Origin of the sequence: Vibrio sp. V10_P2A27P122, assembly GCF_963874335.1 — a bacterium.
In the GTDB taxonomy this organism is placed as follows: Bacteria; Pseudomonadota; Gammaproteobacteria; order Enterobacterales; family Vibrionaceae; genus Vibrio; species Vibrio anguillarum.
In genome coordinates this window covers 1-13,799 of sequence record NZ_CAWNHY010000307.1, presented here as the reverse complement: position 1 = coordinate 13,799, position 13,799 = coordinate 1, and the positions used below count along the sequence as shown (strand labels likewise).

Sequence of the window (13,799 nt, the reverse complement as noted above, 5' to 3'; positions counted from 1 at the left end):
CAACATAAAAAAATAAACAAAAACAGAAAAAATCAAAATAAACCATTAAAATCAATCAGTTAATGTTAATTATATATTTTGTCGTTTTTCTTATACTAGGTTGTCGTTAATTTTATAAATGAAATAAGTCCTTTGCCATATAGTAAATCCATCGAAAGGAATTACTCCTTAGATACAAATTCCAGAGGTGGTACGGGTGTTACTCGTATCACTCCGGCAGCAAGCGAAGGTGTCATTGACACCCGTGGTATAGTCCCCCCGGCTATACCACGATCTTTTTTTTCTACTCATCTCATCTTTACCGCAACACAATCACCGACCCAGCCTGTTTATTGAGTAAGTGCTATTCCCAAAATAAATTGATATTACGACTTTGAGTATTAATGAGTGTATCTACGCAAGCATAGACAAATATGCGTAGCTAACACAGCAGCCAATCTAATCAAGGAGGGAGATACAGCTTGATTGCAGGTCGGCGGAAAGTGAGTTCATCTCCACACACCTGAATAAGCTTTGTGATTAGGGTGACTGAATGTCGCGAACATCGCTGCAACTTCAAGTCTTCAAGTCTTCAAGTCTTCAAGTCTTCAAGTCTTCAAGTCTTCAAGTCTTCAAGTCTTCAAGTCTTCAAGTAGGAAAGTTATCACTATTATCAGGGGCGGTATTACTCGTTATCATCAACAAATTGGGTTGGCGATAAACCGAAGTGATGTTTAAATCTTTGGCTGAAATAAGACGGATCATTAAACCCACAATCAAAAGCGACTTGGGCGACTTTTCCTCCTGCGAGCAAATATTGGCACGCTTTCTCTAAGCGGATCTCATTTAGATACTCTTTGAATGTTTTATTGGTGATCGCTTTAAAACGACGCTGCAAACTACGCTCCGATACGAAGAGTGATTTGGCCGCACTAGAGGTACTAAATTCAGGATCTGAATAGTGATTGTGTACCAATTTTTCGACTTTTTTAAGCCACTCTTTTTCCGTTACATCAATAAACTTGTCCTCTGAATGCTCCTCTACGACGATCATTTCAGGTGCATCACTCACAAGCTCAACTGATGGCCAAGAAAGCTCAACTAAATTTCGTTCTGGCGATGAAAAAATATGTATTTCCCCACCACTGCGCTGTACTAACAGTTGCATTTCCTCTAGTTCAAAACCAGAGATACGCTTATCACTATTGATAGACTGCACCTGATCGCCACAGTCAATCATCACAATAAACAGTCTTTTCTCCCTTTCATAACAATGAATTTGTAGCTCTTGATTTCTGTAAAGACGTTTTACCGCATCAGACAGTAGCGTATTGAAAATGATGTCTAGGTTAAAATGGGCAGATTCAATATAAGCTTGTTTAAGCTCATTGTTCACCGCCAACGAAATATTCGCTTTCGCGAACTCTTCACGCCATCCGTCCACACAAGAGTTCAAGATTATCGATAGGTCGTAGAGCAACTGAGTCGCTGTTTTATCATTTCTTACGTTACGAAGTAACGCCAGTTCACGTTTTACTTTTAAAGCTAAAGACTCAAGTCGCGCGAGTTGATGGAGTTGGGAGCGATAAATCAGCTGATTTAATGTAGGAGTAATAGAATCTAACATCTGTTCAACAACGATATGGCGAATTTGTAATTGCTTGCGCAACTGCTGGTTATTAGTCAAAACAATTTTGCTTTGATGCCGTAGTTGATCCGTTTTCAAGGCCACCTGAGCTTTTAACTTTCGGTTTACTTTGGTAACCCAACGAGAACGCCACCATGAAGCAAAAGCAATAAGGCCTATAGAAAGGCAAAGGTAAAGAACAATAGCCCATGAAGACCAATACCACGGGTTATCCACAATAAATGATAGACTGTTTATCATACTGTTTTGCGGATTTGGACTGTAATTTCTCACCAGCAAACGATAGTGTCCAGGTAACAGGTGATCAAGTGTCAACTGAGCGCTTTCTAATCTCTGCCACTCCTTATCCCCTGCAATACGATACTCCAATGATAAGGCTCTCGATTCTGGCAATGCTCCAAATAAAAAGCTTATCGAACTTCCATATTCCAATTCTAGTGTCTGAAAACGACCACGACCGAACATGACAGGAATGTGATCGACATTCACTTGGCTAAAGATAATATTGGTATTAGGAGGGGTAGCAACCGTGAGTTCAGAGGACCATGCTGTCACTAAGCCAAAACGGGAACCTAGCAGCAACTGCTGTTGGTTATTGATAATACTTGATTCGCAGACTCCACTTTTAAATTCATTATTCATCAATCCGTGTGGATCACCAAAATGCTTTACCATCTCACCCATAGGATTATAGAGCGAGATTCCTTGTGAGGAAGTCAGCCAAATACCGTTGCCCGTTTCAGTTAAACATTTGGGGCTAATATTCTCTTCAACCATATCAATAGATCGAATATCACTACGATCATGTGCCAAAACAAAGACGCCATAAGCACTAGCAAACCAAACATCGCCCTTGCTACTCTCAAATATATCAATGCTTTGTCCATAATGACTAGTCGCTCGGAGAAAAACAATTTTGCCTTTGTCAAAAAGATAAACACCATGGTCAGTGCCGATAAATACCCCTCGCCGAGTTGACTTAAGTTTTATTATTTTTGCAGGTAAAAATGCATCAACAAACCATTCAGAACCGAAATCGGTTAGCGAGTTATCGGCCAACTGATATGACCACAAATGGTTACCTGTTGCTCCCCACAACAGTCCTTCATGATCAAATTCAAGATGTTTAGTATCATTCGAACGCAGCTTCAGAGGTAAAACGCTCGTTTCTATCATCTTTTTTGTCTGCAAGTGATAAATAACGATGCCTGTATGTGTAGCTATCCATAGAGAATGATCATCTATTTGAGCGACATCATGCACTTCTCCAGGGAAAATAAGTTTAGGCTCTTGCCAATCTTCAGCATCGACTTGGTACAACCCTTGTCGAGTTAAAAACAAATACCCTTTATTATCTGACCTTGTCACAATTTTTGTTATGGGATTATTGTTGAGCTGTGCAATGGAATGGCGCTTAAATTTTTGTCCAAACAGAGAAAAGTAACGAATACCTTTATCCGTTGCGATCCAAATCCCACCCTGTAAGTCATTGACCAATGAATAAATTTTATTGCCTGGTAACCCATTATTGTCTTGGTCATTACTTTCTAACTTGACGGTTTTACCTGTCAAAAACGAATGAACAAATAATCCATCTTCAGTACCAATCCAATACTCTTGATCTGTCTCAGCAACAGATAATACATGGGAATCTCCAACCAACTTTTGTTGGCGCTTTGGGTCCTCGACATCAATAATCAGCCCACCATTGAGCGTTCCAATCACAAGTTCTCTACGTTTCTCGGAAAAATAGAGTTTCTCAATGAAGTTTTTACCAGAGCTGAGCACGTGAGAAAAACTCTCTCCATCTGACAGATAGACTCCAGCATTAGTGGCTAATACCCATTTAGAAAGCACAAACTTCGCATCATTAACGATCAATCGACTAGCTTGATTTAATTGATACATTTCTTTAAAAGAATAAGTAACTAACTTGTGGGTTTGCGCATGGTATGTATAAAAGTGCGTCTCATCGGCTAACCAGATGAAATTACCTGACGAACCTATTTTTTTTATGATGATTCCAGGCGTTAAGCTAAATACTAATTCGCGATCTTGTGCGGGATAAGTTCGATAAAGTTCATTATCAATGAACGTCCAAAAAGCGTTATTAAGATAGGTAATATTTTCGCTCTCTTGTGAAAGCACTGAGCCACGCCGGGGAAGGATGTTTTGCCCATCAAAGAAAACCACTTTGCCATGCACATCGTGTATCCAAATTCCCCCTTCTTCACCTAGAAACAAATTTTGTGCGGCAAAAATTTTCCCTTGAGCCTGAGCTGGCAATGGATAGAAGATGGAAGGTGCTTTGTCTAGAGCTTGTGTCCCCTGCGCTAATAAAAGCGTCAGAAAACCCAAGATCCAGAGCAAAGGTTTAAAATAGTCGTTCTTTCCTTTCAACAGACAGAGCCTCAATCAATAGCACGCCAAATTGCAAACTGTTTTTTCGTGGCGATAATTATCAAAACATTCTAACCAAAGATAAGGCTTTTTGAAGCTAAGAAAGCGACAATCTGTGAATCTTTATCCTAGATTTCAGTGCAGATCGTACAACATACAATACAGCGTACATCTATTGAGACAAACAAGTGTAAAAGTTGTTGCTCAGCTGATTTAACAGCTCAAAATAGCTGCCACTTTTCACTTTGATATCTGCGCCTAATGGATCAAGTACTCCCGTTTTAACCTTAGTGCCACGAGTCACAGTATCAATCACCGCCGGGGTAAACTGAGGTTCTGAAAACACGCATTTCGCTTCATTATTAATGATTGAATTTTTAATGGTGATTAGGGTTTTAGCACCCGGCTTTCTGTCAGGACTAACGGTAAAATGGCCGAGGTTATTCAAATGGTATTGCTGTTCAAAATAGCCGTATGCATCATGAAAAACATAATATCCTTTATCACTAATTTTGCTCATCTTCTGCATGATTGATTGATGGGTCGAATCTAATTGAGCTAAAAAGCGGACTAAGTTTACTTTATACTGCTCGGCATTAGCGCTATCACTTTTCACTAAACTTGCGGTAATCGCCGCTGCCACTTGCTTGGCTTGATCTGTTCCAAGCCAAAAATGTGGGTCATACATACCATGGTGATGCCCATCATGATCGTGTTGTTCGCCACTGAGCTCTCTCAGTGTCAGGCCATCAATTTGGCTGATGGTCAAAACGTTGTGGTGACTCGCTAATGTCTTACTTAAGAATGGCTCAAGGTCTTTTCCATACCAAATCACTAAATCCGCCGCTCTGACTTTTTTAACATCAGAAGGGCGCAACGCATAGTCATGCGGTGAGGTATTTGCCCCCAGTAGTACTTCTGGTTCATTCACATCGAGAGTCAATTCATATGTAATCATCTGAATCGGCTTGATGCTGGTCAAAATGACCGTAGACCACGCCAAAGGCGATAATGTTATTAAGCAAAGAAGGAGCATAATCTGACGCAACATGATGGTTTTTCCATTCGGTATATAGCGTTAAAGGGAACGAAATGTTACATTATAACACTTCCGAATTGCAAATAAGTTCCATTCATGTCCAACTTAATTCAGCTGCAAGGCATTTGTGTCGAATTCAACAACCGCCGTGTTTTGGACAATGTCAGTATCAACCTAGAAAAAGGGAAGATTACCACACTGATAGGTCCTAATGGTGCGGGCAAGTCGACGCTCGTTAAAGTATTGCTCGGGCTACAGCCCGTCCATAGCGGAACGATGACGCGCGTAAAAAACCTTAAAATTGGTTATGTTCCTCAAAAGTTAAAACTTAATGACGCGTTACCACTCCCCGTTAAACGATTTTTAAGTTTGGCCGGACGTTTTAGTCAACAAGAGTTGCTAGACGCACTCAGACTAGTCGGGGCCGAGCATCTTCTTGATTATGATATGCATAAGCTGTCTGGTGGTGAAACGCAACGGATTCTTATCGCCCGTGCATTGCTACAACGCCCAGATATTCTAATTCTTGATGAACCAGCTCAAGGTGTTGACGTGCAAGGGCAAATTGATCTGTATGATCTTATCGATGCCATACGACATCGTTTCGGCTGTGGTGTCTTCATGGTCTCTCACGATTTGCATCTGGTGATGGCAAAAACGGATGATGTTATCTGTCTTCATCACCATGTTTGCTGTTTCGGTTCACCTGCAACGATTACTCAACACCCAAGCTATATCGCTTTATTTGGTACGCGCAATCGCGAAGCCTTAGCTTTTTACCATCACAAACATCAGCATCATCACGACTTAGCAGGCCAACCTGTGAAAGGAGATGCAACTTGCTGTTCAAATCATTCACACGGTCACCATCATGATTGAATTTCTTCTTCCATCAATATTAGCAGGCCTTGGTATTGCCGTTATCGCAGGTCCCCTTGGGTCATTCGTGGTTTGGCGAAAAATGGCTTATTTTGGCGATACCCTCGCACACGCCTCGCTGATGGGATTGGCGCTAGGCTTTTTGCTTGATATCAACCTTTATCTTGCGTTGCTCGTTTGCTGTCTTGGGCTTGCAATCATTTTGGTTACTATGCAGAAACAGCAGCTTGTGGCGACAGACACTTTGCTCGGCATTCTCGCTCATAGCTCGTTATCCATTGGTCTCATTGCAGTAAGCTTCCTTGATAACGTTCGCATCGATTTAATGAGCTATCTCTTTGGCGATTTATTGGCGGTAAGTTTTACTGATTTAGCCTTCATTTGGGGGGGAGCGATTGCAGTAAGTGCACTGCTATTTCTTTTTTGGCGGCCATTACTTTCAACTACAGTGAACGAAGAACTTGCGTTTGTTGAGGGCATCAACGTTGATTTAATGCGTTTGCTGCTAATGCTATTAATTGGGGTGGTGATTGCACTAGGAATGAAATTTGTTGGTGCTCTGATTATGACATCGCTGCTGATTATTCCCGCGGCGACCGCTAGGCGACTCACAAAAACCCCAGAGCAGATGGCAATATTGGCTTCTTTGGTCGGCGCTTTAGCTGTGCTGGGCGGGCTAATCCTCTCGTGGCATTTTGACACACCTGCAGGCCCTTCGGTTGTCGTGACGGCTACAACGATGTTTATGTGCAGTCAACTTGTAAAACGCTAGTATCAAAACCTATTGAATCTAAAGTAAAAACCCCGAAACAAGGTTCGGGGTTTGTCTTCAAACTGAGGAAGGCGTGATTACCAACCCGTCACTTCACGCAATGCTTTTCCGATATCAGCAAGGCTTTTGACAGTTTTCACACCCGCGGCTTCAAGCGCTGCAAATTTCTCATCAGCTGTCCCTTTACCACCAGAAATGATAGCACCAGCATGGCCCATCCGTTTACCCGGAGGCGCTGTCACACCAGCAATATAAGACACAACCGGTTTCGTGACATTCTCTTTAATGAATGCCGCGGCTTCTTCTTCGGCTGTACCACCGATCTCGCCAATCATCACAATCGCTTCAGTTTCAGGATCATCTTGGAATAGTTTCAAGATATCAATGAAGTTAGAGCCCGGGATTGGGTCACCGCCGATACCAACACACGTTGACTGACCAAAGCCTTCATCTGTTGTTTGCTTAACGGCTTCATAAGTTAGCGTTCCTGAACGAGAAACAATACCCACTTTTCCTTTCTTATGAATGTGGCCTGGCATGATGCCGATCTTACACGCATCCGGTGTAATCACACCCGGACAGTTCGGGCCAATCATACGCACACCAGTCTCTTCGAGCTTCACTTTTACGTCAATCATATCGGTAGTCGGTATACCTTCAGTGATCGTCACAATAAGTTCAATACCAGCGTCAATTGCTTCTAAAATAGCGTCTTTACAAAATGGTGCAGGTACATAAATAACGGTTGCCGTTGCACCCGTTGCTTTCACTGCGTCACGCACCGTATTAAATACAGGAAGACCAAGGTGAGTTTGACCACCTTTACCCGGAGAAACCCCACCGACCATTTGTGTACCGTAGGCAATCGCCTGTTCGGAGTGGAAAGTTCCCTGACCACCAGTGAAACCTTGGCAGATTACTTTGGTGTCTTTATTAATAAGTACCGACATTATTTACCCTCCGCCGCAGCAACAACTTTCTGAGCTGCGTCCGTTAACGACTCAGCTGCAATGATATCAAGACCAGAATTTGCGAGTACTCCGCGTCCTAATTCCGCGTTTGTACCTTCCAAACGCACGACTACGGGAACCGTTACACCAACTTCTTTCACCGCACCGATAATGCCTTCTGCAATCATATCGCAACGTACGATACCGCCGAAAATATTCACCAATACGGCTTTCACGTTGTCATCAGACAAAATGATTTTGAACGCTTCAGCAACACGCTCTTTGGTTGCACCACCACCAACATCAAGGAAGTTTGCAGGTTTGCCACCATGAAGGTTAACAATATCCATGGTGCCCATTGCAAGGCCAGCACCGTTCACCATGCAGCCAACATTGCCATCAAGAGCAACATAGTTCAGTTCCCACTGAGCAGCATGAGCTTCGCGCTCATCTTCTTGTGAGAGATCGTGCATTTCACGAAGTTTAGGTTGACGATAAAGTGCGTTTGAGTCGATGTTGATCTTGCCATCAAGGCACAACAAGTTCCCTTCAGCGGTGACAACTAATGGGTTGATTTCTAGCAATGCAAGATCATACTGGGTAAACATAGCGCCAAGACCTAGAAAGATCTTCACAAATTGCTTAATTTGGTCGCCTTCCAAGCCAAGTTTGAAAGCAAGTTCGCGGCCTTGATAGGCTTGCGGACCAACCAAAGGATCAATTGCGGCTTTATGAATCAGCTCCGGAGTCTCATCCGCTACTTTTTCAATTTCCACGCCGCCTTCTGTTGAGGCCATGAACACGACACGACGAGTCGCACGGTCAACAACAGCGCCTAAGTAAAGCTCATTCGCGATATTAGAAGCTTCTTCAACCAAAATTTTTGATACTGGCTGACCATTTGCGTCCGTTTGATAAGTAACCAGATTTTTACCTAGCCATTTTTGAGCAAACTCTTTGACACCATCTTTAGTGTCGTGCAACTCAACGCCACCCGCTTTACCGCGACCACCTGCATGCACTTGACACTTAACAACTTTCTTCGCTGTACTAATCCGACCCGCCGCTTCAAAAGCTTCTTGTGGAGTATCACAGGCATAACCTTCCGGTACAGGCAAACCGAATTCTGCAAACAGCTGTTTGGCTTGATATTCATGCAAATTCATTATGTTCTTCCGTTTGTTTATCCCTTAGGGGATTTATTATTTCCATAAAGCGGCAGCTATGCTGCGCCATATATCTGTCGGGTGCTTCTCAAATTAAGCGGCTGCAATTTATCCAAGAGGATAGCTTGTAGCCTTTTGCTTAAATGAAGGCTAAACGTGAGCCTGCCTAGCCTTAAATTCACTGAACAACGTTCAGTGAGGTTACACGTCAAGTAGCAGACGTGCTGGATCTTCAAGTAGCTCTTTTACTGTCACAAGGAAACCAACTGACTCACGGCCATCCACCAAACGGTGGTCGTAAGAAAGTGCTAGGTACATCATTGGTAAAATTTCTACTTTGCCATCCACAGCCATTGGGCGGTCTTGGATTTTGTGCATACCCAATATGGCCGCTTGCGGCGGATTGATGATCGGTGTTGACATTAACGATCCAAACACACCGCCATTCGTAATCGTGAAATTACCGCCAGTCAGTTCTTCAACCGTCAATTTGCCATCTCTTCCTTTGAGTGCAAGCTCTTTGATGCCCTTCTCAATTTCGGCAAGGCTTAGCGTATCGCAATCTTTAAGAACCGGAGTCACTAAGCCACGAGGCGTTGAAACTGCCATGCTAATATCAAAATAGCTGTGATACACAATATCTTGGCCATCAATAGATGCATTCACTTCTGGGTAACGTTTTAACGCTTCTGTTACCGCTTTCACGTAGAAAGACATAAAGCCTAAACGAATACCGTGTTTCTCTTCAAACAGACCTTGATATTGCTTACGAAGATCCATGATAGGCTTCATGTTAACTTCATTAAACGTCGTCAACATCGCCGTGCTATTTTTTGCCTCAAGCAGACGCTCCGCAACACGTTTACGCAAACGCGTCATCGGTACACGTTTTTCACTGCGTGCCATCGCAACGACAGGCTCAGGTTGACTTGAAACAACTGCTGACGCTGATTTTGCGGTCGCTAGATGAGCATCAATATCTTCACGCGTGATACGCCCACCCACACCAGAGCCTTTCACTTGGCTGGCTTCCAAACCATGCTCGGCGAGTAAACGGCGTACCGCAGGGCTAAGCGCATCATTCGTTTCGTCTGTCAGTGTGGCTTTGTGGCGTTTATCAGGAGACGGCTCTGTATCGTTGGTGGTATCTTTCGTCGGTTCACCTGCAACGGCACCGGGTTTCAATTTCGCCAATAACTGTTTCGAAAGCACCGTCGCACCTTCTTGCTCGATAATGGCTTCGAGAACACCCGCCTCAGGCGCTGGCACTTCAAGAATTACTTTATCAGTTTCAATCTCAACGAGTACTTCATCACGAGCGACGGCTTCACCTGGCTTTTTATGCCATGTCGCGACTGTTGCATCAGCCACTGATTCAGGTAGATCTGGAACCAGAATTTCAATTGTCATAATCTGTGTCTTCCTTTTACTTCTAGTTCGTTAAGCTAGGGTCAGAGCGTCTTCAACCAACGCTTTTTGTTGTTTCAAGTGTACCGACATATAACCAACGGCTGGTGATGCTGATGCAGGGCGACCTGCGTATTTCAGATCAGCACCGGCTGGAATGGCAGAACGGAAGTTATGTTGGCTACTGTACCAAGCACCTTGGTTTTGAGGCTCTTCTTGGCACCATACATAGTCAACAACATTAGTGTATTGAGCGATAGCCGCTTCCACTTCTTCTTTCGGGAATGGATATAGCTGTTCAATACGGACGATAGCAACATCACCTTGTTCGTTATTGCGGCGCTGTTCAAGCAGGTCGTAGTAAACCTTACCAGAGCAGAACACAACACGTTTGACATTCGCTGGGTTGAGATCGTCAACTTCGCCGATAGCCGGCAAAAACGATCCGTCAGCCAAGTCTTCCAGTGTTGATATACATAGTGGGTGACGCAGCAACGATTTTGGTGACATAACGATCAATGGTCGACGCATTGGACGAACAACCTGACGACGCAGCATGTGGTATACCTGCGCTGGCGTAGAGGGAACCACCACTTGCATGTTTTGTTCGGCGCACAGTTGCAAATAACGCTCTAGGCGTGCTGATGAGTGCTCCGGGCCTTGCCCTTCATAACCATGAGGTAGCAGCATGGTTAAACCACACAAACGCGCCCATTTTTGTTCACCGGAAGAGATGAACTGGTCAATCACGACTTGAGCTCCATTGGCGAAATCACCAAACTGAGCTTCCCAAATCGTCAAACCACTCGGCTCCGCTGTCGCGTAGCCATATTCAAAAGCTAGCACTGCTTCTTCCGACAAAACCGAATCCAATACTTCAAAAGGACCCTGTTTATCATGGATATTCGCCAATGGAATATAGGTACTTGCGTCACTTTGGTTATGCAATACCGAGTGACGGTGGAAGAAGGTTCCACGCCCAGAGTCTTGCCCCGAAATGCGGATTCGCTTTCCATCATCAACTAAGGTTGCATAAGCCAGCGTTTCAGCCATACCCCAATCGAGAAGCTTCTCTCCATTAACCATCGCTTGTCGGTCGGTATAGATTTTATCCACACGACTTTGCAGTTTATGGCTTTCTGGATACTGACAAATTCGGTTACCCAGCTCTTTTAAACGCTCAAGGTCAACTTTATTATTCCATGGCATATCCCATTCATGGCCAATATACGGTGACCAATCAACAGAATGCAGTGCCATTGGACGCCACTCTTTCACCACGACTTCACCATGGTCCAGAGCATCACGATATTCGTTGACTAACTGTGTGGCAATCTCGATATCAAACTCACCACGCTCTATCAAAACATCGGCATAAAGCTTACGCGGCGTAGGATGCTTTTTGATCTTTTGATACATCAGCGGTTGAGTTGCGTTTGGCTCGTCGGCTTCGTTATGGCCGTGACGGCGATAACAAACCAGATCAATGACGACATCACGCTTAAATTCATTACGATAATCGAGTGCAATGCGTGTGACGAAAGCAACTGCTTCTGGATCATCAGAATTGACGTGGAAAATGGGTGCCTGAACCATCTTAGCGATGTCAGTACAATACATAGTCGAGCGTGTATCACGAGGGTTTGACGTGGTAAAACCAACTTGGTTGTTAATAACAATACGTACCGTCCCTCCCACGCAATAGCCGCGCGCTTGAGACATGTTAAATGTCTCGGCAACGACACCTTGGCCAGCGATAGCAGAGTCACCATGAATCGAAATAGGTAGCACTGTCGAACCGTCTTCATCTCCCAATCGATCTTGTCGAGCACGAACTGAACCAATCACGACTGGGTTAACAATTTCAAGATGCGAAGGGTTAAATGCTAAGGCTAGATGCACATCACCGCCAGGTGTCGCAAAGTCAGCAGAGAAACCTTGGTGATATTTAACATCACCCGTTCCCCAGCTTTCACCATGCTTACCCGCAAACTCGTCGAACAGATCTTGAGGTTTTTTACCTAAGACGTTGACGAGCATGTTAAGACGACCACGGTGCGCCATACCAATCACAACTTCACGCATACCTGTGCTACCAGCATGACGGATCAACTCTTTCATCATTGGGATGAGTGCGTCGCCACCTTCTAAAGAAAAGCGTTTCGCACCAGGGAATTTCGCGCCTAAATAACGCTCAAGGCCTTCTGCGGCTGTCAATTCTTCGAGGAAAATTCGTTTTTCTTCTTTGCTGAAAGAAGGTTGTCCAACGACTGATTCAAGACGTTGTTGTATCCAACGCTTTTGTTCAGTGTCGATAATGTGCATGTATTCTGCACCGATGGAACCGCAATAGGTTTTGTTGAGGGCTTGATAAATGTCTTTCAATTTCATTGTCTCTTGCCCGATAGCAAAAGAGCCGACATTGAAAGTTTCTTCGAAGTCACCTTCGTTAAGATTGTGGAACGCTGGGTCTAATTCTGCCACTAATGGGCGTTGCCATAAACCTAGGGGGTCGAGTTGAGCCGCTTCATGACCGCGAAAACGGTAAGCATTAATCAGCTGCAAGACTCTTACTTGCTTAGCATCGACATCTGGATCACTAACTTGGACATTGTAATGCTTTGTTTCTTTCGCGAGTCGTCGGAAGTAGTCACGGACACGTGAATGTGGCTGTTCAACCACATTGTCAGCTTGCGCAGGCAAGCCATCAAAAACACGTTTCCACTCCTCACTTACCAGATCAGGATCACTTAGATACAGTTCGTAGAGGTCCTCTACGTAAGTTGCATTGGCGCCAGCCAAGTGTGAAGACTCGAGCCATGCCTTCATCACGCCGTTGTGCATATTTTCCCTTAACCAGTAGTTTTCACGTTTGCTTCGGTCTATGCCGAGCTATAAAAGGCAGGTCCGAAGACCTGCAATTTTTATTCATTTTAAACCGAACGGTTCACAAGCATTGATTTGATATGTCCAATGGCTTTCGTCGGATTTAATCCCTTAGGACAAACACTTACACAATTCATGATGCCATGGCAACGAAAAACGCTAAAAGCATCATCAAGATTAGATAAACGTTCATCTGTTGCAGTATCTCGGCTGTCAATTAGCCAACGATAAGCCGCCAACAAACCTGCTGGGCCGATAAACTTATCCGGGTTCCACCAGAAAGAAGGGCATGAAGTTGTGCAGCAAGCGCACATAATGCACTCATATAAACCGTCTAAATGCGCTCGCTCTTCTGGTGATTGCAAGTTCTCACGAGCTGGAGGCAAGTTTCCGTCAGTCACAAGATAAGGTTTAACCTTCTCGTAATTTTCATAAAACTGGGCCATATCGACAATTAAATCACGGACGACTGGTAGCCCAGGCAGAGGTCGAATAACGATCGTGCCTTTGGCCAAAAGCGCGGATAATGGAGTGATACACGCTAATCCATTTTTACCGTTCATGTTCAAACCGTCAGATCCACACACCCCTTCACGGCACGAGCGACGAAAAGCAATGGTGGGATCTTGCTCTTTCAGCAAAATGAGTGCATCCAACAACATCATGTCAGAGC

Annotated in this window: 9 protein-coding genes; 2 read left to right on the top strand and 7 right to left on the bottom strand. The window is 44.1% G+C overall.

What is annotated here, in order from left to right; translation table 11 throughout:
- Nucleotides 1-664: 664 nt before the first annotated feature.
- Together AACQ17_RS17085 and znuA are read right to left on the bottom strand one after the other, a co-directional pair.
- A complete protein-coding gene (locus AACQ17_RS17085; protein WP_019280900.1) occupies nt 665-4,027 on the bottom strand; it encodes an AraC family transcriptional regulator in 3,363 nt (1,120 codons plus the stop codon).
- Nucleotides 4,028-4,199: 172 nt separating this feature from the next.
- Nucleotides 4,200-5,078 (bottom strand): zinc ABC transporter substrate-binding protein ZnuA, encoded by an 879-nt coding sequence (znuA, locus tag AACQ17_RS17080; RefSeq protein WP_094147944.1) that lies wholly within the window; start codon nt 5,076-5,078, stop codon nt 4,200-4,202.
- Between the two features lie 84 nt (nt 5,079-5,162).
- Here znuA and znuC point away from each other — a divergent pair, with 84 nt between their 5' ends.
- Both znuC and znuB read left to right on the top strand, forming a co-directional pair.
- Nucleotides 5,163-5,945 carry a zinc ABC transporter ATP-binding protein ZnuC gene (gene znuC, locus AACQ17_RS17075; RefSeq protein WP_013856354.1) on the top strand — a complete coding sequence of 261 codons (783 nt, stop codon included), beginning with the start codon at nt 5,163-5,165 and terminating at the stop codon, nt 5,943-5,945.
- Complete coding sequence (znuB, locus tag AACQ17_RS17070; RefSeq protein WP_013856353.1) at nt 5,938-6,717, top strand: zinc ABC transporter permease subunit ZnuB; 780 nt, start codon at nt 5,938-5,940, stop codon at nt 6,715-6,717. Before znuC ends, znuB begins: the two co-directional genes overlap by 8 nt.
- Before the next feature lie 77 nt (nt 6,718-6,794).
- Here znuB and sucD read toward each other — a convergent pair whose 3' ends face one another.
- The 5 genes from sucD to AACQ17_RS17045 all read right to left on the bottom strand — a co-directional run.
- A complete protein-coding gene (gene sucD, locus AACQ17_RS17065) occupies nt 6,795-7,667 on the bottom strand; it encodes a succinate--CoA ligase subunit alpha (RefSeq protein WP_013856352.1) in 873 nt (290 codons plus the stop codon).
- The gene (sucC, locus tag AACQ17_RS17060; RefSeq protein WP_094147945.1) at nt 7,667-8,833 is read right to left on the bottom strand and encodes an ADP-forming succinate--CoA ligase subunit beta; all 1,167 of its coding nucleotides are present in this window, start codon (nt 8,831-8,833) and stop codon (nt 7,667-7,669) included. The genes sucD and sucC overlap by 1 nt, the downstream gene beginning before the upstream one ends.
- 201 nt (nt 8,834-9,034) lie before the next feature.
- Nucleotides 9,035-10,243, bottom strand: a complete 1,209-nt coding sequence (gene odhB, locus AACQ17_RS17055) for a 2-oxoglutarate dehydrogenase complex dihydrolipoyllysine-residue succinyltransferase (protein ID WP_094147946.1) — start codon at nt 10,241-10,243, stop codon at nt 9,035-9,037.
- A 30-nt stretch (nt 10,244-10,273) separates the two neighbouring features.
- On the bottom strand, nt 10,274-13,084 hold the full coding sequence (sucA, locus tag AACQ17_RS17050) for a 2-oxoglutarate dehydrogenase E1 component (protein WP_013856349.1): 2,811 nt from the start codon (nt 13,082-13,084) through the stop codon (nt 10,274-10,276).
- 89 nt (nt 13,085-13,173) lie between these two features.
- Nucleotides 13,174-13,799: succinate dehydrogenase iron-sulfur subunit (locus AACQ17_RS17045; protein ID WP_094167634.1), on the bottom strand; the 626-nt coding region annotated here is incomplete at its 5' end.

Coding starts and splice junctions, on each gene's coding strand:
- znuA (WP_094147944.1), bottom strand. CDS start 5,078: ATGTTGCGTCAGATTATGCTCCTTCTTTGCTTAATAACATTATCGCCT.
- znuC (WP_013856354.1), top strand. CDS start 5,163: ATGTCCAACTTAATTCAGCTGCAAGGCATTTGTGTCGAATTCAACAAC.
- znuB (WP_013856353.1), top strand. CDS start 5,938: ATGATTGAATTTCTTCTTCCATCAATATTAGCAGGCCTTGGTATTGCC.
- sucD (WP_013856352.1), bottom strand. CDS start 7,667: ATGTCGGTACTTATTAATAAAGACACCAAAGTAATCTGCCAAGGTTTC.
- sucC (WP_094147945.1), bottom strand. CDS start 8,833: ATGAATTTGCATGAATATCAAGCCAAACAGCTGTTTGCAGAATTCGGT.
- odhB (WP_094147946.1), bottom strand. CDS start 10,243: ATGACAATTGAAATTCTGGTTCCAGATCTACCTGAATCAGTGGCTGAT.
- sucA (WP_013856349.1), bottom strand. CDS start 13,084: ATGCACAACGGCGTGATGAAGGCATGGCTCGAGTCTTCACACTTGGCT.